At 58.0% G+C, this 22,719-nt stretch carries 16 protein-coding genes and 3 pseudogenes; 9 read left to right on the top strand and 10 right to left on the bottom strand.

Translation table 11 applies throughout. The annotated features are described in order from the left end of the window. The first annotated feature begins 152 nt into the window (after positions 1-152). The gene (gene asr, locus GVK32_RS09750) at positions 153-635 is read left to right on the top strand and encodes an acid resistance repetitive basic protein Asr (protein ID WP_159880932.1); all 483 of its coding nucleotides are present in this window, start codon (positions 153-155) and stop codon (positions 633-635) included. A 164-nt stretch (positions 636-799) separates the two neighbouring features. On the opposite strand, the gene GVK32_RS09740 is transcribed toward asr, so the two are convergent. Next, a complete protein-coding gene (locus GVK32_RS09740) occupies positions 800-1,054 on the bottom strand; it encodes a hypothetical protein (RefSeq protein WP_159873881.1) in 255 nt (84 codons plus the stop codon). Between the two features lie 232 nt (positions 1,055-1,286). Beyond that, positions 1,287-1,718 (bottom strand): LysE family translocator, encoded by a 432-nt coding sequence (locus tag GVK32_RS29100; protein ID WP_227697838.1) that lies wholly within the window; start codon positions 1,716-1,718, stop codon positions 1,287-1,289. A 116-nt stretch (positions 1,719-1,834) separates the two neighbouring features. On the opposite strand from GVK32_RS29100, the pseudogene GVK32_RS09730 reads away from it, so the two are divergent. Further along, positions 1,835-2,753: pseudogene (locus tag GVK32_RS09730) on the top strand (LysR substrate-binding domain-containing protein). Positions 2,754-3,407: 654 nt separating this feature from the next. Then, positions 3,408-4,220 (top strand): serine protease, encoded by an 813-nt coding sequence (locus GVK32_RS09725; RefSeq protein WP_132510039.1) that lies wholly within the window; start codon positions 3,408-3,410, stop codon positions 4,218-4,220. A gap of 3 nt (positions 4,221-4,223) precedes the next feature. Here the strand turns inward: GVK32_RS09725 and GVK32_RS09720 are convergent, their stop codons facing one another. The 3 genes from GVK32_RS09720 to mdtJ form a co-directional block, all read right to left on the bottom strand. Further along, a complete protein-coding gene (locus GVK32_RS09720; RefSeq protein ID WP_159873879.1) occupies positions 4,224-6,380 on the bottom strand; it encodes a bifunctional diguanylate cyclase/phosphodiesterase in 2,157 nt (718 codons plus the stop codon). Between the two features lie 105 nt (positions 6,381-6,485). Continuing rightward, the gene (mdtI, locus tag GVK32_RS09715) at positions 6,486-6,815 is read right to left on the bottom strand and encodes a multidrug/spermidine efflux SMR transporter subunit MdtI (protein ID WP_041145763.1); all 330 of its coding nucleotides are present in this window, start codon (positions 6,813-6,815) and stop codon (positions 6,486-6,488) included. Then, the gene (mdtJ, locus tag GVK32_RS09710; RefSeq protein ID WP_123708103.1) at positions 6,802-7,164 is read right to left on the bottom strand and encodes a multidrug/spermidine efflux SMR transporter subunit MdtJ; all 363 of its coding nucleotides are present in this window, start codon (positions 7,162-7,164) and stop codon (positions 6,802-6,804) included. The genes mdtI and mdtJ overlap by 14 nt, the downstream gene beginning before the upstream one ends. A gap of 554 nt (positions 7,165-7,718) precedes the next feature. On the opposite strand from mdtJ, the gene GVK32_RS09705 reads away from it, so the two are divergent. Together GVK32_RS09705 and mdcA are read left to right on the top strand one after the other, a co-directional pair. Then, entirely contained in the window at positions 7,719-8,753 is a 1,035-nt protein-coding gene (locus GVK32_RS09705; protein ID WP_159873877.1) for an AI-2E family transporter, read from the top strand. 203 nt (positions 8,754-8,956) lie between these two features. Then, positions 8,957-10,533, top strand: a pseudogene (gene mdcA, locus GVK32_RS09700) (malonate decarboxylase subunit alpha); the annotation flags it as partial. Here the strand turns inward: mdcA and GVK32_RS09695 are convergent. From GVK32_RS09695 to GVK32_RS09685, 3 genes and pseudogenes are all read right to left on the bottom strand, one after another. Further along, positions 10,521-10,727: pseudogene (locus GVK32_RS09695) on the bottom strand (LysR family transcriptional regulator); the annotation flags it as partial. The pseudogenes mdcA and GVK32_RS09695 sit on opposite strands and share 13 nt — an antisense overlap. A gap of 231 nt (positions 10,728-10,958) precedes the next feature. After that, positions 10,959-12,611, bottom strand: a complete 1,653-nt coding sequence (gene mqo / locus GVK32_RS09690; protein ID WP_159873875.1) for a malate dehydrogenase (quinone) — start codon at positions 12,609-12,611, stop codon at positions 10,959-10,961. Positions 12,612-12,876: 265 nt separating this feature from the next. Beyond that, positions 12,877-13,797: an N-acetylmuramic acid 6-phosphate etherase gene (locus tag GVK32_RS09685; RefSeq protein ID WP_159873873.1), complete on the bottom strand. Its 921-nt coding sequence runs from the start codon at positions 13,795-13,797 to the stop codon at positions 12,877-12,879. Between the two features lie 174 nt (positions 13,798-13,971). Between GVK32_RS09685 and GVK32_RS09680 the strand changes: the two genes are divergently transcribed. Further along, positions 13,972-15,591: a sensor histidine kinase gene (locus GVK32_RS09680; RefSeq protein WP_159873871.1), complete on the top strand. Its 1,620-nt coding sequence runs from the start codon at positions 13,972-13,974 to the stop codon at positions 15,589-15,591. Continuing rightward, entirely contained in the window at positions 15,588-16,307 is a 720-nt protein-coding gene (gene dcuR / locus GVK32_RS09675; protein ID WP_041145775.1) for a two-component system response regulator DcuR, read from the top strand. Before GVK32_RS09680 ends, dcuR begins: the two co-directional genes overlap by 4 nt. Here dcuR and GVK32_RS09670 read toward each other — a convergent pair. Further along, positions 16,288-17,241, bottom strand: coding sequence for an FAD:protein FMN transferase (locus tag GVK32_RS09670; protein ID WP_159873869.1), 954 nt, complete (start codon positions 17,239-17,241; stop codon positions 16,288-16,290). The two genes, dcuR and GVK32_RS09670, sit on opposite strands and share 20 nt — an antisense overlap. Positions 17,242-17,295: 54 nt before the next feature. Continuing rightward, positions 17,296-20,073 carry a flavocytochrome c gene (locus GVK32_RS09665; RefSeq protein WP_159873867.1) on the bottom strand — a complete coding sequence of 926 codons (2,778 nt, stop codon included), beginning with the start codon at positions 20,071-20,073 and terminating at the stop codon, positions 17,296-17,298. Between the two features lie 633 nt (positions 20,074-20,706). On the opposite strand from GVK32_RS09665, the gene GVK32_RS09660 reads away from it, so the two are divergent. Both GVK32_RS09660 and GVK32_RS09655 read left to right on the top strand, forming a co-directional pair. Further along, positions 20,707-22,218 carry an anion permease gene (locus GVK32_RS09660; protein WP_159873865.1) on the top strand — a complete coding sequence of 504 codons (1,512 nt, stop codon included), beginning with the start codon at positions 20,707-20,709 and terminating at the stop codon, positions 22,216-22,218. Positions 22,219-22,271: 53 nt separating this feature from the next. Beyond that, a partial coding sequence (locus GVK32_RS09655; RefSeq protein WP_200842856.1) for a fumarate hydratase occupies positions 22,272-22,719 on the top strand: 448 nt, incomplete at its 3' end.

The following is a 22,719-nucleotide window of genomic DNA, read 5'->3' as shown; positions in this document are numbered from 1 at the left end:
CGGCGCATTATTTCTACATGATGAACCACGTCGTACATTCGGTTACACGCCGATACCAAACACTCACGGAAAGCTCGAAAAGAGAAGCATATAGTTCTTTCACCGGCCCCGCAGTGGGGTTGAATGAAAAAAACCTTTTCGAGGATATCAGAATGAAAAAAGTATTAGCTCTGGTCGTTGCCGCTGCTATGGGTCTCTCTTCTGCTGCTTTCGCTGCTGATGCGGTAAGCACCACTCAGGCTCCGGCTGCTGCAACTCACAGCACCACTGCCAAGACCACTCATCACAAAAAACACCATAAAGCCGCCGCTAAACCGGCCGCAGAGCAGAAAGCTCAGGCTGCGAAAAAACACAAAAAAGCAGAAGCTAAACCGGCCGTAGCCCAGAAAGCCCAGGCCGCTAAAAAACACCACAAAGCCGCAGCAAAACCTGCCGTAGCCCAGAAAGCTCAGGCTGCGAAAAAACATCACAAAGCCGCAGCAAAACCTGCCGTAGCCCAGAAGGCCCAGGCCGCTAAAAAACACCACAAAGCCGCAGCAAAACCTGCCGTAGCCCAGAAAGCTCAGGCCGCTAAAAAACACCACAAAGCCAAACACCACGCTGCCGCTAAACCTGCTGCACAGCCGGCTGCATAATTAACCCGGTTAGTCTGGTATCGTAGTAAATCGGCGCTGCTTCAGCGCCGTTTTTTTCTGGAGGATACTATGCTGCGGCGCTATCGTTTCGAGCTCATTCTGATCCTGCTGATTATCTGTGCGCTGGTTGCGACCCGCTTTTTTCTCTACTAACGCGGCAGCGCTTAGTCATCCCCTTCGATCGGATAACCCGCCTGACGTATCGCATTTCGACAATCGCTGACCCCTGCCGCATAGCCCGCTTCAATCTCACAGACCGGACTCGCACAGCACACCGGCAGCCTCACCGGCGTTGCCAGCTGCCGCTCCAGCTGCGTAATTCTCTCCCGGGCAGCCAGAAGCTCGGCGGCGAAAACCGCAGGCGCAATATCGTCTCTTTCACCGTTCGCCGCTGCGCGCAGCGCGTCATTCTCGATCATCGTTCACTCTCCTCACCGGTAGCCCCCTTCAACCATAGCCTCTTTACGCGGAACCAGGCCCGGCTACCGATGAATTGCCAGAGATTGTAGCCAAGGCCGTAGAGGGATAAGGCCAGCAGAAAAGCAGCCGAAATCGTCGTTAACAGCCGGCTGTGCGCCAGCGTCAACCAGCGATGAATGGCGAGAATATAAAATGAGAGTACGCTGAGGTCGATAACCACCCACAGCGCGGTCAGGATCCCAAGGCTCGTGCCGCTATCGGCGGTGATATGAATAAACTGCGGAAAAAACGCGAAAAAAGCAGAATGTCTTTGGGATTACCCAGCGCGGCGATAAATCCCACCGTCAACCCGCCGCGCCGGGCCGCCGGGCGAGCGGCTGAGGTTTCGCGCAGCATTCCTACCGCCAGAAAGGCAACGTACAGCGATCCGCCGATCGCCACCAGCGTCAGCGCCTGCGGGTCGAGCTTCAGCGCGCCGGTCAGCGTTGCCGCGGCGACGGCAATCAGCAGCAGCGAGGCCAGATTGCCGCCGATCATCGTCCGTACCGCCCGGGCGTAACCCTCCCGCGCCGCCGTCCCTGTCACCAACAGCACCACCGGCCCCGGGGTCGCAATCAGGGCCACGACCGTCAGACAATATCCCGCCACCAGCATGTAGTTCATGATAATAACTCACTCAATGATTTAGATTTCTGCATTCTGTTCTTTGATTAACAGATTGAAAAACGAGAAATGCTGAGTTTGAATGTGAGTATGACTCACTATAGAGATCCATAACGATGTCGACGCCTCCCCTCTACGCCCTGCGCGCGTTTGAAACCGCCGCGCGTCTGGGCTCGTTTAGCCGGGCCGCCGCCGCGCTGCACGTAACCCCCGGCGCAGTCAGCCGGCATATCGCTACCCTGGAGGCGTGGTTCGAGTGCCGACTGTTTATTCGTCAGGGGCCAAAGGTGATTATCACCGATGCCGGGCGGCAGCTGGCAAACGCGCTGGAGGAGAGCTTTTCGGCCATCGACAGGGCCTGCCATTCGCTACGCCGACAGGCGGGAAAGCTGCGGCTGAAGGCTTCCTCGACGCTAACCATGCGCTGGCTGCTGGACGTACTGCAGCGCTTTCGCCAGCAGCATCAGCGCCCTGAAATCGAGCTCAGCAGCGTATGGATGGATAAGGACAGCGTTGATTTCGCGCGGGAGCCGTACGACTGCGCGATCCTCCTCGGTAACGGGAACTTTGGCGCGGATAAGCGCCAGACGCTGCTGTTCGCCGAGTGGCTGATCCCGGTCTGCGCGCCGGCAATGACCCCGGCGGCGCGGGAAGATTTAACCTCCTGCCCGCTGATTCACCCCGACCACCGACCGCCGGGACTGGCGGCGCTGGCTGCAGCATAGCGGGCAGCATTCAGCGGTAGATCTCTCCCAGGGGCTGGTTTTCGATAGCCTGGAACAGGGCAATATGGCGGCCATGAGCGGTCACGGCGTTTCTGTGGGCGATCTGCTGCTTAGCCAGCAGGCGCTGCGGGCGGGACTGCTGACGCTGCCGTTTTCGCAGGCCGTCGCTACCGGTGAGGGATACTATCTGGTGTGGTCGGCAAATACGCTCAGCCCGCAGCCGATTGCTCTGCTGCAGGCGTTTTTGCTCGCGCACGTCCCGGGGCCTTTTCCTGACGGGATCCTTCTTCGGGGAAAGGCCCCGCAATGACGTGCAGCGATGTGGTGATGGCTTACAAAACGCTGACCGCCTGCGCCACCAGATACCCCGCAGCGCCCCAGATAATGACGGACACAACGGATACATAAACCAACGCACGAATACCTTTTTTCGACATACGTCCTCCCGAGACTGGAGCCAGAAATCACCGATATCATCGCGGGGACAACATCTCTGCTTGCTCAACGGCTGCTATCAATAACAACCTTTTGAGTGAGAAAATGTTTCGTTTTGCAAGTAAGCACAAATGGTGTAAAAAAGGACAATTTTTTGTGAAGTTGTCTGTTTTATATAGCATTACTCTAATGATTATTATTAACAAACACTGGAAAAACGCATCATGCCCGGGCGCAGATGGCGCCCTCTTTTTGGTACTTTCTGTAACCCGATATCTGTTGCTTCCAGGGCCGGTTTCTGCGGAAATGACAGCAGCAAAAAATGCGCGCTAACTGGTTGAGTTATCGACCTTCTTTTCGTTCAAAGCGGCAATTTTACCGGGGGCTGACGGTGTGTTGATTTAATTAAAATTACTGTTAACTTTCATAAACTTAAATCTCCTGCTACTTTCAATATAGCCAAAATCATCCCTGGTGCACTCGGGTGGCCAGCAGGATGGTGAGTATAATTATCTCCTCAGAGAGTGATATGCGTAGAGACGTACTGTTATTACTGTGTTCATTTTGCCTGTTTCCTCTGTTTGCACAGGCTGACGATGACGGCATGAGCGCGAAAGATATCAAGACCCTGTTTTTTGGTCATGATGACCGCAAGCCGGTAAGCAACCCCGCCGACGCCCCGTGGGACGCCATCGGCCAGCTGGAAACGGCCAGCGGCAATCTGTGCACCGCCACCCTGATCTCCCCCAACCTGGCGCTGACCGCCGGGCACTGCCTGCTGACGCCGCCGAAGGGCAAGCCGGATAAAGTCGTCGCCCTGCGCTTTATCTCGCGCAAAAACGGCTGGGTTTACGAAATTCACGGCGTCGAGGGTCGCGTGGACCCGTCACTAGGCAGGCGCCTGAAGGCCGACGGTGACGGCTGGATCGTCCCCTCCGCCGCCGCGCCTTCGGACTTTGGCTTAGTCGTGCTGCGCTATGCGCCTTCCGGAATCGACCCGATCCCGCTGTTTCCCGGCAGTAAGGCCGACCTGACCGCCGCGCTAAAGGTCGCCGAGCGCAAGGTGACTCAGTCCGGCTACCCGGAAGATCACCTCGATAATCTGTACAACCATCAGGACTGCATCGTGACCGGCTGGGCCCAGACCTCGGTTCTGTCGCACCAGTGCGATACCTTACCCGGCGATAGCGGTTCTCCGCTGCTGTTAAAAACCGAAAGCGGCTGGCAGGTGATTGCCGTCCAGAGCTCGGCGCCGGGGCCGAAGGATCGCTGGCGCGCGGACAATCGGGCCATTTCGGTGACCGGTTTTCGCGATAAGCTGGAGACGCTGGCCGGCGAGTAACCGCTACCCCTGCTGCTGGCGCAGCTGAAGCAAAGAGGCAATCGGCATGGGCTCGCTAAAATAGTAGCCCTGCAGCTTGTCGCATCCCGCACGACGCAGCAGCGCCAGCTGCTGCTGATTTTCCACTCCCTCCGCCACCACCGTCATGCCCAGCGCGCCGGCGATGCGCACGGTACCGCGTACCAGCTCCGCCGCCTGCGGATCGGTGTCGACCAGCCCGGCCAGCGATTTATCAATCTTCAGCGTGTCAAAACTGAAGCTGCGCAGATAGCCAATACTGGAGTAGCCGATGCCGAAATCATCCAGCGCAACGGCCGCCCCCAGCGCCTTCATGTTTTCAATGGCTGCGCGGGCGCGTTCGGGGTTCTCCATCACGTAGCTCTCGGTGACTTCAACCTGCAGGCGACGGGCCGGGAAATGGCAGCGGGCGAGGACCTGCACCACCCGCGACTCAAACTCCGGGTCGCGAAACTGCGCCGGCGAGATATTTACCGACAGCATCAGATCCCCCATCGGCTGCAGGTCGCAACAGGCGCGATGGAGCACAAACTGGCCGAGCGCGTAAATCAGGCCGCTGCTCTCGGCGATGCTAATAAAGGCGTCCGGGGGCAGCGCGCCCTGGGGCCGACGCGGCCAGCGTATCAGCGCCTCCACGCCTTCGATGGTCAGAGTTCCGGCGTTGACTATCGGCTGATACCAAACGTCAAACTCGTCGTTTTCGAGCCCCTGACGGATGCCGTTTTCCAGATTCAGCTGATACTGCCTGGCGTCGCTCAGCGCCTCGTCGTACCAGGTTGTGCGCCCCTTTCCGGTCTTCTTCGAATGATACATGGCGATATCGGCGCGGCGGAAAAGCTCGGTGCTGGAGCACAAGGCCGGCGCTCCGCTGGCGATCCCGAGGCTGGCGCTGATATAGATTTTGCGATCGCTCAGGTCAATCGGCGATTTCAGCATTTCCAGCACCGCCCAGGCGAATGCCGACGCCTGGTTTATCGCCTGCTCGCCGCCGACGGTCATGGCAAACTCATCCCCGCCCATGCGTGCCAGCATCCCCCCGGCGGGCACCCTCTCCTGCAGCTCGCGGGCGACGTGGGTAATCAGCGCATCGCCAACGTCGTGCCCGTAGTTATCGTTAACATCTTTAAAGCCATCAAGGTCGATAAACACCACGCTCTGCATCTCGTGCTGCGATCGTTCACACACCACGTTGAGCCGCTCAATCAGCGCCCGCCGGTTGGGCAGCCGGCTCAGCCAGTCGGTCATGGCAATTTTACGCGCCAGCTTTTCCCCGCGCGCCAGCTTATACAGCCCCAGGCAGCTAAAGAGGATAAACAGCAGGATCAGGCTGGCGGCCACCAGCGCGATCAGGCGAATGCTGCCGGATGCCGCCTGAGCCGCCTCCGCCCCCGGCAGCCGCGGCTGCCAGCTGAGGTAGCTAATAATCTCCCCGCCGTTGGTGCGCAGCGCCACGCTATAGTCGCCGCTGGTTTTGGTGGTGTGCAGATGACGAATTTGAAAAGTATCCCCGAGCTTTTGCAGCATATCGGGGTTGATGTGTCGGGTAATAACCAAATAGCGCCGCGTATCGTCATACACCTGCAGGCGGCCCATGGTCGGGCGTATCAGGCCAATAGCGATAAAGGCAATGCCCTCCCGGGTTCGAGTTATCCCGGCCCAGGCGCTGGTTCCGTTGCGCAGCGCCACGCCGTGCTCGGCGATCATCGACTGCAGGCCGCTGCCGAAAAAGCCGATATCCGACTCATTAAAGGACTGACTGCGAAACGATCCCCACAGCACCCGGTAGTGCTGATCGAGGACAAAGGTACCGTCGTAGAGGTTATTTATTTTGAAGCCCGAACCCCAGGAATCAAACAGCCATTTGGTATCGAGCGTTGGGGCATAGGTCTGTTTAACGGCGTCGTCCCAGATGGAGTTATCCAGCACCAGCGACATCACGCGGTTCACGGAGGTCTGCACCGCGCCGTTAACCGAAAGCACCGAGCGGTGGCGGTCGATCTCGTTCGCCTTGATGCCAATCAGGTGCTGCGACAGATAAAGCAGAGAAATAACGGAAGCGATCAGGCCTATTCCGGCGAGGAGAATAATGACCGCAAGCGTTTTGGCCGAAGGAAGATGACGCCAACCAGGCAAGTTAACCATTATCTATCCTCATCGCGGCTGGGGAAAAACGCACCGAATATACTCTTTTTTAAAGAGTAATACAGAGAACAGATTTTGCCGCCTACGTAGGCAGGCGGCGTTCAATCAGGCCAGTTTTATTAACACCATCCCGATAATCAACAGCATCACGCCGACCCAGCCTTTACTGTTCAAACGCTGGCCGAACAGGACCCAGCCGGCGGTGATGGTCGCCGCGATACCGAAGCCGCCCCAGAGCGCATAGGCAACCGACAGCTCAATCCCTTTCACCGCCTGCGATAGCGCGCTGAACGCGCCCAGCACGGCGAGCAGTGACATCACGCCGTAGATCTTGCGGCGAAAGCCATCAGAAAACTTCAGGAAGACGTTAGCGGCAATCTCCAGCACGATGGCCAGCGCCAGCCAGGCCGCATGGATCCACTCAAACTGTTGCATGGGTCCTCTCTTCTGGCTGCTTCACCGCCTTTTTGGTGCCGGACTTGATGAGAACAATCCCGACCACCAGCGTCGCCAGACCCGCCATTTTGACCACCGAGAGCGTCTCGTCAAACAGCAGGACGCTGAACAGCGTGATCAGCAAAATACCGATACCCTCCCACAGCGCGTAGGCCACCCCGAGGGCAATTTTTTTAACCGCGAAGGCCAGAAAAATATATGAAAGCGCAATCATTGCCAGCATCAAAATAAAACCGGTGTGGTCGCCACTGACGCTCGCCCATTTCATCGAAAGGGTCCCGGTAATTTCTGCAACGATAGCAAGTGCTAATAAAATCCAATAAAACATGATCCCTTCTCCTGCTTGAGAATATAATCCATTACGGCCTACAGCAAAGGTAAACCGAAAAATTCTGACGTAGATTTAGCCGTGCGCAACGCTGCGCCAGCTCAGGCAGAGAGAGGGATCTAAAGCGCCGAACGCCAGTGCTGTTCGCCAGCAAAGCGTGAGTTTGTGCGGGAAAGCGAAGGGAGATAACAAATATAGATACTGAACTGATTGTCCATAAAATTACAATTATCCGCGGTATTGCTTCTCGTCATTGCGGATGAAAATTGTCCTCGGTAGTTATACACAGCTAATTTGTAGCATAATGCTACATTATACTCAAAGCCTTTGCATTTCTTTACCTCGGCTATTTGATTTAGATTAGCTTTTTCTGATGCCGATCGCCATTATGATGGCGCGCCGTTATTTTAATTCTGTCGCCTGATGATTTTATCGCCGGCGGCAGAGGTGTAGCGAACAAATACTCCACGCTGTACACGCAACAAAGTCGTGATTTTTTATCCGCATCTGCGTCTACAATGTGAGGAAAACAGGCTCTATTTTCAGGGATTCGTATGGCCAAACCCATCATCACTCTTAACGGATTAAAGATTGTCATCATGCTGGGCATGCTGGTCATCATCCTTACCGGCATCCGCTTCGCCGCGGATATTATCGTCCCCTTCGTTCTGGCGCTGTTTCTCGCGGTGGTCCTTAACCCTCTGGTGCAGCTGATGGTGCGCTGCCGGGTCCCGCGGGTGCTGGCGATCTCACTCTTAATCAGCGCGATCGTGATGCTGGCGGTGGTCCTGCTGGCCTCGCTGGGCACCTCCCTGAACGAGCTGGCGCGCACCCTGCCGCAGTATCGTACCTCGCTATCAGAACCGGTGCAGACCGTCACCCCGTGGCTGCAAAGATTCGGCTTTACCGTCTCCGTCGTCGAGCTGAACAAATATATTGACCCCAACGCGGTGATGACGATGGTCACCGGCCTGCTCACCCAGCTCTCTAACGCCATGTCGTCGATCTTCCTGCTGCTGCTGACCGTGGTGTTTATGCTGCTGGAGGTGCCGCAGCTGCCGGCCAAGCTGCAGCAGCTGATGACCCGCCCGGTTGAAGGCATGGGCGCAATCCAGCGCGCGCTCGACAGCGTCTCGCACTATCTGGTGCTAAAAACCGCCATTAGCCTGGTGACCGGGCTGGTCGTCTGGGGCATGCTGGTACTGCTGGAGGTGCGCTTTGCCTTTATGTGGGGACTGCTGGCTTTCGCGCTCAACTATATTCCCAATATCGGCTCGGTGCTGGCGGCCATTCCGCCTATTTTGCAGGTGCTGGTGTTCGGCGGCCTGTATGACGCGCTGATTCTGCTCGCGGGCTATCTGGTGATCAACCTGCTGTTCGGCAATATTCTCGAGCCGCGGATTATGGGGCGCGGGCTCGGGCTCTCAACGCTGGTGGTGTTCCTGTCGCTGATTTTTTGGGGCTGGCTGCTGGGGCCGGTGGGGATGCTGCTGTCGGTGCCGCTGACCATCATTGTCAAAATTGCCCTTGAACAGAGCGAGAGCGGACAGAGCATCGCCTTCCTGCTGAGCGACCTCAGCAAGGATTAACCCCCCGCTCCCACTACGGGCCAGCCGGCCCGTAGACCACTACTCCTTTAGCATTATTGATCCTCGTCACATCCTGCGTCCGTCATTCATTACTCTTAAGCTAACAATCTGCCCGCGGGCTTAATTGATGCCCTGCGCCTCGCGTCGCACACTAACTTCCACACCATGACAGTCAAACGATTTGTCAAATCAGGAGGTTAATAATGAATGCCGAACAAACGACGGGACGGGTCTGGAACCGCCGCCGTACGGAAAAGCAGCGGCGACTGGCCGCTGCCAACGTCTCCGGTAAGGTTATCCCCAGCGAACAGCTGGTCGACGCGCTGGAGCATCTGCTCGCCCCCGGCGATCGCGTGGTGCTGGAAGGCAATAACCAGAAGCAGGCCGACTTCCTCTCCCGCATGCTGGCGGAGGTGAACCCGCAAAAAGTCCACGACCTGCATATGATCATGCCGAGCGTCGGGCGCAGCGAGCATCTGGACCTTTTTGAAAAAGGCATCGCCCGCAAGCTCGACTTCTCCTTCTCAGGCACCCAGAGTCTGCGCATCTCGCAGCTGCTGGAGGATACGGTCTGCTGGAGATCGGCGCCATTCACACCTATATCGAGCTCTACTCCCGCCTGTACGTCGATCTTTCGCCGAACGTCGCGCTGATTGCCGGCTATAAAGCGGATCGCAAAGGCAACCTCTATACCGGGCCGAGCACCGAAGATACCCCGGCGCTGGTTGAGGCGGCGGCCTTCCACGACGGCATCGTGATTGCCCAGGTGAACGAACTGGTCGACGACGAGTGCAACCTGCCGCGTGTCGATATTCCGGGTTCGTGGATCGACTCCGTGGTGGTCGCCGACAGGCCGTTCTTTATTGAACCGCTGTTTACCCGCGACCCGCGCCTCATCAAGCAGGAGCATATCCTGATGGCGATGATGGCCATTAAGGGCATCTACGCCGAGCATCAGGTGCAGTCTCTTAACCACGGTATCGGCTTTAACACTGCCGCTATCGAGCTGCTGCTGCCGACCTACGGCGAACGGCTCGGCCTGAAGGGAAAAATTTGTAAACACTGGACGCTCAACCCGCACCCGACGCTGATCCCCGCCATCGAAAGCGGCTGGGTGGAAAGCGTGCACTGCTTCGGCGGCGAGCTGGGGATGGAGGAGTACATTCGCGCTCGTCCGGACGTGTTCTTCACCGGCGCCGACGGCTCCATGCGCTCGAACTGCGCCTTCTGCCAGCTGGCGGGGCAATATGCGGTCGATATGTTTATCGGCTCAACCCTGCAGGTTGACGGCCTCGCCAACTCGTCAACGGTGACCCGCGGCCGGCTGTCAGGTTTCGGCGGCGCGCCGAACATGGGCCACGACCCGCACGGCCACCGCCACGCAACCCCGGCCTGGCTGAATATGATAACCGAGCCCGACCCGATGCAGCGCGGTAAAAAGCTGGTGGTGCAGACGGTCGAAACCTTCCAGGCCGGCGTGAAGCCCACCTTCGTCGAAAAACTCGATGCTATCGAGGTGGCAAAAGCCTCCGGCATGCCGCTGGCGCCGGTGATGATCTACGGCGATGACCTCACCCACGTGCTCACCGAAGAAGGCATTGCCTACCTCTACCGCGCCGAAAGCCTGGAAGAGCGCCGGGCGATGGTGGCGGCGGTCGCCGGGATCACCGACATCGGCCTTGGCGTTGCCGCGCTGCGCCAGAGCGGCAAGGTGGTTTACCCGGAAGATATCGGCATTCGCCGCAGCGACGCGACCCGCGCCCTGCTGGCCGCCGGCAGCGGTAGCAGGGAGCGTCCCTTATGCACAAACAGCGGGCAGCCCACTCCTTCTTCGAGGGTATGCAGGGCCCGGTGGACGCTGACGCCGCTGAGCTGCATCACTTAGGCGGTTCTGGCGATATTGCCTTTGGCCATAAACATCATAAATACCACCAGCTTACGGAAGGTAATATCCTGGCTAATGTCGTCTTTCATTGCGCTGCTCTCCGTATCTCCGCCGCGTCTCGCTATTTCTTGAGTGAATTCAAGCCAGTATAACCGTAACGCCGGTAAATGCTTTAACGCAGAGTAAGGAATTGCCGAACGGGGCGTGAGGTGGTGCTGGCGTGGATTGCCTCCGGGCGCAGGGGCGGATAAGGCAAAAAAAATGCCGGCCAGCTGCTGAGCTGACCGGCATGCCGCGCGCGGGCGGAGTTAATACGGCGGCTACAGCGCCATATCGTGCTGCGGAGATTCCGCAGGCTTAAGCTCGGCGGACGGCGCGGCGGCGGCCTGCGTGTGGGTCATATCAATCACCGGCGGCCTGGTCAGCTGCAGCGTTGCGGCGGTATCGTCCCACACCTGCTGGGTCAGCGCCGGGCTGTCGTTCAGCTTCTGGCCATAGCTCGGCACGATCGCGTGGATGCGGCCCTGCCACTCCGCGGAGCTGAACTGCTGCGGGAACATCTGCTTGAGCACGTTCAGGGTAATCGGCGCGGCGGTAGAGGCGCCCGGAGAAGCCCCAAGCAGCGCGGAGATGGTTTTCTGCTCGTCGACCACCACTTCGGTCCCCAGCTTCAGCACTCCGCCCTTCTCGGCGTCTCTTTTAATGATCTGCACGCGCTGGCCTGCCTGAATCAGCTTCCAGTCCTCTTTACGCGCTGCCGGATAGTACTCTTTCAGCGCCGCAAAGCGGTCGTCGTCGCTGAGCATCACCTGGCTCACCAGGTATTTGACCAGATCGAAGTTGTCGAGACCGACGTGGGTCATCGGCAGAACGTTATCGGTGGTGGTAGTGCTCAGCAGGTCGAAGATCGAACCATTTTTGAGGAACTTAGTCGAGAAGGTGGCGAAAGGCCCGAACAGCACCACGCGCTTGCCGTCAATGAAACGGGCGTCAAGGTGCGGAACCGACATCGGTGGCGCGCCGACCGAGGCCTGACCGTAAACTTTTTGCAGATGCTCTTTGGTCACCGCCGGGTTTTCGGTCATCAGGAAGGAGCCGCCCACCGGGAAGCCCGCGTAGTTATCAGCTTCCGGAATGCCGGTCTTTTGCAGTAATTTCAGCGCGCCGCCGCCGGCACCGATAAAGACATATTTTGCGTCAATCGCCTGCTCGTCGCCGCTATTAACGTTCTTAATCGTCACGTGCCATGAATTATCGGCATTACGCTTAAAGGCGGTAACCTCAGAGGAGGTTTGCAGCGAGAAGTTATTATTTTTCTTCAGGCTGCCGATCAGCTGACGGGTTATTTCGCCGTAGTTAACGTCGGTCCCGACCGGGGTCCAGGTAGCCGCTACCTTTTGCTGCGGATCGCGCCCTTCCATTACCAGCGGCGCCCACTGTTTAATTTGCGCATGGTCGGTGGAGAATTTCATCCCCTGGAATAAGGCGGTTTGCTGCAGCGCGGTATAGCGCTTTTGCAGATAATCCACGTTATCGCCCCAGACGAAGCTCATGTGCGGGGTGGAATTAATAAAGGAGTGCGGGTCGCGCAAAATGCCGCGCTTGACCTGCGCCGTCCAGAACTGGCGGGAGATCATAAACTGCTCGTTGATATCCAGCGCCTTGCTGACGTCGATAGAGCCGTCCGCACGCTCTGGCGTGTAGTTCAGCTCCATGTTTGCCGAGTGGCCGGTACCGGCATTGTTCCAGCCGTTCGAGGACTCCAGCGCCACGCCGTCAAGCTTCTCTACCATCACCTGCTTCCAGTCAGGCTGGAGTTCCTGCAGCCAGGTCCCGAGCGAGGCGCTCATGATCCCGCCGCCAATCAGCAGAAAATCAGTTTTCTTTGCGGCGTCGGTATTTGCGTAGGTTGCCGTACTGACGAACATCGCCAGCGCGGTCAGGGATAAGATCGAGTTTTTTATTGCAGGCATAATAGAATTATCGCATAGCATAATGAAATAAGTGTAAACATGTTAACGCACTTTCATTATATTTTAAAATATCATTTACATTTTCCGCACAGTTAATCAATTATTTGATTTCACTTTTTTAACTTAAAAAACCAGAAAATGATTAATGAAATTAAATCGGGGCAACGTAGGGCGATAATTAAAGGACTGGCGGCGCAAGCGCCGGTTTATTTAGTTACATAAGGCAAAAATAGCGGCGCACGGAATTATAGCGCGCCGCTGATAATTAACGCTGCGACTCTGCCAGCTGATGCGTTTTATCCCGTAACGCAATGCGCAGATGATCGTTATTTTCCATCAGCAGCTCCCGCGCCTGCCACGCATCAAGCCCGGCGAGCAGCATCAGAATCGCCGTCCGACAGTGCTGGTTGCAGGCGGCAAGCGCGGCTTTCGCCTCGCTGCGCGAACAGCCGGTGGCCTCCATAACGATGGCAATTTGCCGTTCAGCCCAGCGCGGGCTGGTGGCCTGCAGATCGACCCGCAGGTTGCTGAAGACCCTGCCACCGCGAATGGCCAGCCCGGTGGTGAGCATGTTGAGCAGCTGCCGCTGCGCCAGCTGCGCTTTCGGGTTACCAAACCCCGCCACCGCTTCCGGGCCGGTTTGCGGCGCCACGATAATATCCGCCAGCTGCGCCGCTTCGCTATCCGCCTGCTGGGTCAGCACCGCAACCGGCGCACCGAGCGACCAGGCGTGGCGCATCGCGCCCCACACCCACGGCGTTTTGCCGCTGACCGTCAGCGCCAGCAGCATATCGTTATCGCTGAACCGCAGCGCCTGCAGCTCAAGGGCGCCAAGATCGTAGTCGTTAGCGGCCGTTTCCATCTCCTGCAGCACCGCCGTTGGCCCGCCGGCAATGAGCCCTACCAGGGGGTGTTTCTCCTCAGGCGCAAACTCGCTGACCGCCTGCAGGGCCGCGCGGCCGGATGCGCCGGCGCCGACAATCACCAGCCGCCCTCCGCGGCTCAGGGTCGCGGCGGCGTTATCGACCAGGCGGGTCATGTCTGCCAGGCAGGCGTCGATGGCGTTGGCAATCTGCCGGCCGTCGGCGTGCAGCAGCGTGAGCATGTCATAGGTGGTGAGACTATCGATGCGGCGGGTATCCGGGTGGCGTCGTTCCGTCATTGAAGCGGTTGGCTTACTGCTCATAAAAACCTCCATTTAAATAACTCCGCATTTACTATAGGGATATTTAACCTCGCCTCCTGCGAGTGGGGTCACGCTTCCCGGCTCCCGGCGGCGGGTTTCTTGCTTTTTTACATGCCTTTAAGAAATTCACACCTTCAGCGATAATAGGCCTTCGCTGTTTACCCTGGGGTTGTTATGAACGAGTTAGCGGAGCAGGAACCGCCCGCACGCAGACGCCGTAAGAGCATGAAGCTGAGTACCGCCGTGACGCTGATGATTGGCAGCGTGCTGGGATCGGTGCTGCTGCTGGTGTACGCGCTGTGGTTTATCCAAATCAGTGATACCACCCGCGACGGGCTGAAGGACACAGCCCTGGCGGTGGCGCGAACGCTGGCCGATATGCCGGAAGTGAAGCGCGGCCTGACTCTGCCAGCGGACAGCAATATTATTCAGCCGCTGGCGCAGGCGATCGTTCGGCGCAACGATCTGCTGTTTGCGGTGGTCACCGATATGCAGGGTATTCGCTACTCGCACCCCAACGGCCAGATCATCGGCAAGCGGTTTATCGGCGATGACATTAATCCCACCCTGCAGGGAAAGGAGAACGTTGCCGTCAACCACGGCGTGCTGGCTCCGGCCCTGCGCGCCTTTACGCCGGTCTTTGACGCGAACCACCGGCAAATTGGCGTCGTGGCGATCGGGATTTCGCTCAGCAAGGTCGATACCCAGATCGCCAACAGCCGCTGGGACGTCCTCTTTACCGTGCTGTTCAGCGCCGTGGTCTGCGGTATCGGAACCTGGAGCCTGGTTCGCGGCCTCAAGCGCGTGCTGCTCGGCCTCGAGCCGCAGGAGATCTCCACCCAGTTCCAGCAGCGCCAGGCGATGCTGCATTCGTTAAAAGAGGGCGTGGTGGCAGTCGATACCGAAGGACGGGTGACCCTGATCAACCCCGCCGCGCGCGAAATGGTGTTCAGCGGCCCCGATAAAACCCTCGCCCATACGCCGCTGCTCGCCGATCTCCAGGAGGTTCTGCGCACCGGAAGGCCCATTTACGACCGCGAGCTCGGCTGCAACGGCCTGCTGCTCATCAGCAACACCGTGCCGGTGCGCAGCCAGAATGCCACCGTCGGCGCCATCAGCACCTTCCGTGACAAAACCGAGGTCAGCCAGCTGCTGCAGCGCCTCGACGGCATGGTCAACTATGTGGATGCGCTGCGCACCACGTCCCATGAGTTTATGAATAAGCTGCACGTGATCCTCGGCCTGCTGAATATGAAAAGCTATGACAAGCTGGAGGAGTACGTGCTACAAACCGCCCATAATTATCAGGCGGACATCGGCGAAATCCAGCACCGCATCAAATCTCCGGTGGTCGCCGGCTTTTTGATTGGTAAAATCCAGCGCGCGAAAGAGCGCGGATTTAGCCTTAGCCTCGCGGAAGAGAGCCTCGTCCCCGACTGCCCGAACGAAAAGCAGATTACCGTACTGGTCACCGTGCTGGGTAATTTGATTGAGAACGCGCTGGACGCCATGAGCGGCCAGCACGAGGGCGAAGTCAGCCTGTTGCTACACTATCAAAACGGCTGGCTAAGCGGCGAAGTGAGCGACGACGGTCCGGGGATCCCGGAGGCCAATATCGACGCCATCTTTAATAAAGGTTTCTCCACCAAAGGCGAGAATCGCGGCGTCGGCCTGTTTCTTGCCAGCCAGCAGCTACGCGAACTCGGCGGGACGCTTGCCGTCGAGTCCGAACCCGGCGTATTTACCCAATTTTTTGTTCACCTCCCCTGGGATAGTAAAAGGAACAGTGCGTGATAAATGTATTAATTGTTGATGACGATGCCATGGTCGCCGAGCTGAACCGCCTGTACGTGGCGAGGATTTCCGGTTTCCGCTGCTGCGGCACCGCATCGACGCTGAATAAGGCCCGGGAGATGATTAACGACGGCGAGCTGGAGATCGATCTGGTGCTGCTCGACGTCTATATGCAGCATGATAGCGGCCTGGATCTGCTGCCGACCATTCGCGCCTCCGGCCGCGCCATCGACGTGATTATGATCACCTCCGCCGCCGATGCCGCAACCGTGCAAACGTCGATGCACTACGGCGTTATCGATTATCTGATTAAACCCTTCCAGTTCCCGCGTTTTGAGGAGGCGTTAACCGCCTGGCGCGAGAAAAGAAAGCTGATGACCGGACAGACATATTATGAACAGGCTGACGTTGACCGCCTGCTGCACGGCGACGCGCCGGAAGCCACCGACGCGCGCAAGCTGCCGAAGGGGCTCACCTCGCAAACGCTGCGCACGCTGTGCCAGTGGATCGATGCCCATCCGGCGACCGAGTTCTCCACCGACGAGCTGGCGGTGGCAGTGAATATTTCCCGCGTATCCTGTCGCAAATATCTGATTTGGCTGGCACAGATTAATATCCTCTACACCAGTATTCACTACGGCGCCACCGGCCGCCCGGTCTATCGCTATCGGCTGGTCGCCGAGCAGTACGGCCTGCTTAAGCAGTACAGTCAGTGAGCCGATAGCCGCTATCCAGCAGCTGAAAGCGAAAGCGGCGCTGCGATGAGAGGATCACTTCGCGATTTCTAGTCACAAAAATCGCTTCAATATCCTCCCGTTGACGCAGCGCCGCGCGCCCCTTCTCCACGCCCAGGCCGTAGATCAGGGTGGTCCAGATATCGCCGTCGAGGGCGTCGTCAGAAATGATGGTCACGCTCTCCAGCTCGTTATCCAGCGGATAGCCGCTGCGCGGGTCGAGAATATGGTGCCAGCACCTGCCGTCCTGCTCGAAATAGCGCTCATAGACGCCGGAGGTCACCACCGACTGACCGCTCACCGCAATCGTGCCCACCAGCTCGTCGGATGCGGCAAAGGGTTTTTTCAGCCCAATGGACCACTCGCCGAGGGTATGCACATTCCCCCCGAGATTAATCAGCGCCGCGTCGACGCCCTGGCGCCGCAGGTCATCGCGCACCCGATCGGCAATGTAGCCTTTCGCGATGGCACCAAGATCGATCTCCATGCCCGGCTGGGCAAGAAACACGCTGCCCGCCGCCTCATCGAGGATCACATCCTGCGGCCGGGTCAGCGGCAGACGGGCGGCAATCTCTGCCGCCGCCGGCACGCTGCGCCCCTGAAAGCCGATGCGCCAGAGCTTGACCAGCGGGCCAATCGCCAGGTTGAAGGCGCTATCCCGCACCATGCTGGCAGCTTTCGCGCACTGGATCAGCTGAAACACCGGGCGGCTGACGGCAACCCCGTGGCGACCGGCGGCATGGTTAATATCCATGACCTGGGAGTGAGCGCGGTTGACGGTAAGCAGGTCTTCATAGCGTTTAATTAACTGGAAGGTACGTGAGGCGAGTTGATCATCGTGACGCCAGAGCTTAAGCAGAATGGGGGAACCCATTAACACGGCGGAGTAGCTATAGACGCGGCTGTCATCAGACATGATTGCAGCTCCTGTGGATGACCCCGGCGCGCGGCCGGGGCAAATCGCTAAGTGTTATCCTCTGGCGCGTATTGCCGCCTGGTGGCCTGCCAGGGTACCAAAGATAATGATATCCGCCACCGCATTGCCGCCAATGCGGTTGCCGCCGTGGATGCCGCCGACCACTTCCCCGGCAGCATAGGCGCCCGGAATCGGCTGCTGAGCGGTGTTTAACACCGCAGTCGCGGTATTAATCGTCACCCCGCCCATGGTGTGGTGAACCCCCGGGGCGATGCGGATCGCGTGGAACGGCCCTTCGTTAATCGGCGCCCGCAGCGCGGTGGTGCGGCCAAAATCCTCATCGCGCTGGGTTTCAACAAAGCCGTTGTAGCGCTCAAGGGTGGCAAGGAAGGCATGGTAATCCATCCCCAGCTTCTCCGCCAGCTCGCGCGGGGAGCTGGCGCTGGTGGCGAGCTCTTTGGCGATGTATTCATCGGCCGCCTTGTTTTTTGCCCGCACGTGCTCGTCAAAGACGATCCAGGCGTACTGCTCCGGCAGCGCGATAATCGCCGCCGAGACCCTATCGCGGGTCGCCATTTCGTTGTAGAAGCGCTGACCGCGCTGGCTCACCAGAATCGCCCCGCCGCCGCGAATCGACTCTGAAATCAGGTATGAGGTCTTCTGCTCAACGGTCGGGTGGATCTGGATTTCACCCATATCCACGGTGCCGGCGCCGATGCGCTCCAGCAGCGCGATGCCGCCGCCGGTCGCCCCTTTATGGTTGGTGGTAACAAAGCCGGCGAGGTCCGGACGATATTTGACCACCATCGCGCTGTTGGCGCTGAAGCCGCCGGTGGCGACCACGATGCTCTTCGTCTGCACCTCGATGCGCTCCTGCTCGTCGTTAAGCAGACGCACGCCGCTCACCTCGTCGTTGGCCATCAGGATCTCTTCGACCGAGGTATCCAGCATCACGTCAATCCCGCGTTTGCTGATATTGCGTACCAGGCCGCTGATCAGATAGCCGCCGACCGCCGACCCGTCGCGCGGACGGTGGGTACGGTCAATGCTCATCCCGCCGGTGGTGGTGATGTCGTTCAGCATGATCCCGCGACGGGCCAGCCACTCGATGGCCTCGGGGGCGTTCTCGACAAAGCGGCGCAGCAGCTCAGGGTTGTTTTTGTTGTGCCCGCCCTTCAGGCTCTCCTCAAAGAACAGCTCTTTGCTGTCGACGATCCCTTTTACCCGCTGGAAGCGCGTCTCCGCGGCGTTCATCCCGGCGGAGGCTTTAATGGTGTTGCCGCCGATAGTCGGCATTTTTTCAACGATCAGCACGCGGGCGCCTTCATCGTGGGCCTGAATCGCCGCCGCCAGACCCGCGCCGCCGCTGCCGACCACCACCACGTCGTAGCTTTTCACCGCCCGATCGTCGCCGCCTTCCTCAACTGCCAGCGCTTTGCTCGATTTCAGCATCGCTTTGGATACCGCTTTTTTCACCGCCTCGCTTTGGCTGGTGGCGCCGGAGATGGCGTCAACGTGCGGGGTGTTGGCGGTCAAAATACGCTCGCGGATCTCCTCAAAGCTAGTGGTGAACTCTACGGTCTGTACCGCGGCAGAGGCCAGCTCAACGTCAGCAATGCGGTCGTTCTCAAGGCTGACGTGGATCACCAGCTCCCCGGCCTCGTCCTGTATGCTTTCGACAAAGACGCCGGGCTTAAACTTCGCGTCGCCCATGCTCATATCGCGGATCATCGCTTCCACCAGCGAGAAGCGCCACAGCGGCTCCGGAATGTGCAGCGCTTCGCGGCGGGTGCTGTCGATAAACAGCTCCAGGTTTTCGCCATCGGCAACGCGGTCGGTCCAGTCCGGGTAGGCAATGCAGGCGCGCCCGACGGCGATCAGATCGTAGCCGTGGTCCAGCCCCTGCTCGGCGTCCGCGACGTTAACGATCCCGCCAACGCCCATCACCGGAACCTGCGCGAGGCTGGCGGAGCGCTGCGCGCAGTATTTTTCAATCAGCGGCGTCGGATCGCGGGTATCAACGATGGAGGGACGCAGCGAGGCGCCCACCGAGAAGTGCAGATAGTCGAGGCCCCGCGCCGCCAGCTTTTCCAGCAGATAGAGGGTGTCGTCAAAGCGGATGCCCGGCTCTTCCAGCTCTTCCGGCGAGAAGCGGTAGCCGATAATAAAAGCGTCGTCCGCGTACTGGCCAGCCATTTTATGGGCGATCTCCAGCACCGCCAGCGGGAAACGGGCGCGGTTGTCGCGGCTGCCGCCCCAGCAGTCGTCACGCTGGTTAGAGTTTGGGGAGTAGAACTGCTGGATAAGATAGGTATTGGCGCCGTGGATTTCGACGCCGTCAAAACCGGCCTGAATCGCGCGGCGAACGCCGTCACCGAATTTCGCGATGGTCTCCTCGACTTCCTCGGTACTCAGCGCGCGCGGCATCGCGGCGCCGTCGCGCGGGGCGGCCAGCGCGCTCGGCGCGACCGGCTGCCGGCCGCCGATAAGCTGCGGGTCGACCATGCGGCCGCCGTGATAGATCTGCAGGATGGCCTTCGACCCTTCCGCCTGGATGGCTTCGGCAATTTTGGCAAGGCCGGCAATTTTTTCATCGCTGTCGATACCAATGGCGCCAGGGAAGGCCAGGCCATAGTTATCGATAAAGCAGCACTCGACGATAATGGTCCCGATGCTGCCAGCACGGGCACGGTAGTACTCCACCAGCTCGCTGGTGACCGAGCCGTCATAATAGCCGCTACAGGTGGTCATCGGCGCCATAAACAGGCGGTTTTTTAGCTCAGTTCCGTTTGGTAAGGTAAAGGGCTGCAAAATACGTTGATTACTGGTCATAGTAACACTCCAGATTTTAAATATTGAAATTCAGGATTCGCTAAGGAATTTATTTTTGGTTGTGTTTTTAATTCCTGTTGTCATGTTAATAATATAGCGAATTTTTTAGTTACCAAATCACTTACGTTAGTTAAAAAACTATTTAATACTCACAATAACATCACTACTCCTATCGTATTATTATTTTAAAATACAATATTTACACAAAGCATAATGCCGATAACAAATAAGACACTTTTGTTAATAAAAATAAAATCAACTATTTTCATTTAAAGAGATTAAAATCAACATGTTACAATAGATAACCTTGCTAATCAGACGCTAATAATCGACTAAAATTTAACATTTAGCGGTATTTTATACAAATAAACCACTCTCCCCCAGGGTTATTGCGAAAAATAAAAAAAACGCCAGACCCCTGGATTTATTGATCTCAATCAATTGCAATTCGACATCAAAGAGCAATATATAAATAACAAACAGATTTAATTTAGCGCCCTAAAAAATGCGTTAAATAACCGTCGCGGTAATAATAAAAACCAACGATTAATAACTAAAGAAAGTTTTGAAATTAAAGAAAGTAAAAATCACCGACGACTCAAACTTATTTTCAACTACTTGCAGATACTCATTATGAAAGAGAAAAAGACAACCATATCGCCTGCCAGCGCAGCCAGTCCTCAGGCTGCTGATAAGCGTCGTCTGCTGATGATGGCGCTGCCCATTATCGTGGCCGTAATGCTGCTCTTCGTCCCGGTGCCTGACGGCCTGCCGCCCTATGCCTGGCACTACTTTGCCATTTTCGTCGGCGTGATCGTCGGCCTGATTTTCGAACCCCTTCCCGGGGCGGTGATCGGCATCACCGGAGTGGTGGTTATCGCCCTCTGCAGCCAGTGGCTGCTGTTCGACCCGGCGCAGCTGGCGGACCCCAAATTCAAGCTGGCCGGCGCCTCATTTAAGTGGGCGGTCAGCGGGTTTGGTAACTCTACCGTGTGGCTGATTTTCGGCGCCTTTATGTTTGCCGCGGGCTACGACAAAACCCAGTTTGGGCGCCGTCTGGCGCTGATTCTGGTGAAATATCTTGGCCGCCGCAGCCTGACGCTGGGCTACGCCATCACCTTTGCCGATCTGCTGCTGGCGCCCTTCACGCCGTCGAATACCGCCCGCAGCGGCGGGACCATTTACCCAATTATCGCCAACCTGCCGCCGCTGTATGGCTCTAAGCCTAACGACCCTAGCGCCCGCCGTATCGGCTCCTATCTAATGTGGGTCGCCATTACCGCCGCCTGTATTACCAGCTCGATGTTCCTTTCGGCGCTGGCACCTAACCTGCTGGCGCTGGCGCTGGTGAAAAGTATCGTCGGTATCAATATCTCCTGGGGTACCTGGTTTATCGCCTTCCTGCCGGTGGGCGTGCTGCTGATTGCGGTGATGCCGCTGCTGGCCTACTGGTTCTACCCGCCAGAGGTGAAGATCAATGATGAAGTGCCCCTGTGGGCCGCGCGCGAGCTGGAAAAGCTTGGCCGCCTGTCGCGTAATGAAATTCTGCTGCTGGTGTTCGTCTGCTTCGCGCTGACGATGTGGATCTTCGCCGCCGAGTGGATTGAGCCGGCGCTGGCGGCCCTGCTGGTTATCGTTCTGATGCTGTGGACCGGGGTCCTGTCATGGAGCGATATCACCAATAATAAAGCGGCGTGGAATACCTTTGTCTGGTTCGCCACCCTCGTGGCGCTGGCGGACGGCCTCTCCTCTACCGGTTTTATCGCCTGGCTGGGTAAAGAGGGCGGCGCGCTGATGAGCGGCATCTCTCCGGGCGTGGCGACGGTCGTCCTGCTGCTGGCGTTCTTCCTGCTGCACTACCTGTTTGCCAGCACCACCGCCCACACCACCGCGCTGCTGCCGGCGATGCTGACCATCGCCTCCACCATTCCGGGGATCAATATGCAGGTGTTCGTGTTGCTGATGGTCACCTCGCTGGGCATCATGGGGATCATCACCCCGTACGGTACCGGCCCAAGCCCGATCTACTACGGCAGCGGCTATCTGCCGACCAAAGACTACTGGCGCCTCGGCACCATCTTCGGCGCCATCTTCCTGGCCGCCCTGCTGCTGATTGGCTATCCGTGGATGTCCATGATGTTCTGATTCACAACCGTCGGGGTCACTCCCGGCGGTTTTACTCTTAGGGAGCTTAAACAATGTCGACTAAACCGTTTGTTTATCAGGAAGCGTTTCCGCTGGCGAAAGATGAGACTGAATACTATCTGCTGAGCAAAGAGCACGTCAGCGTCGCCGGATTCGAGGGCGAGGAGATTCTCAAGGTTGCGCCTGAAGCCCTCACCCTGCTGGCCCAGCACGCCTTCCACGACGCGGCCTTTATGCTGCGCCCGGCGCATCAGCAGCAGGTGGCCGATATCCTCAGCGACCCGGAAGCCAGCGAAAACGACAAATACGTCGCCCTGCAGTTCCTGCGTAACTCCGAGATTGCCGCTAAGGGCATTCTGCCGACCTGCCAGGATACCGGCACCGCCATTATTACCGGCAAGAAGGGCCAGCGGGTGTGGACCGGCGGCGGCGATGAGGCCGCGCTGGCGCAGGGCGTCTACAACACCTACATTCAGGACAACCTGCGCTATTCGCAGAACG

Origin of the sequence: Klebsiella sp. 18074, assembly GCF_902705905.1 — a bacterium.
Classification (GTDB): domain Bacteria; phylum Pseudomonadota; class Gammaproteobacteria; order Enterobacterales; family Enterobacteriaceae; genus Klebsiella; species Klebsiella terrigena.
Note: the sequence above shows the minus strand (reverse complement) of the source record. Positions and strands in the feature narration are given on the sequence as shown.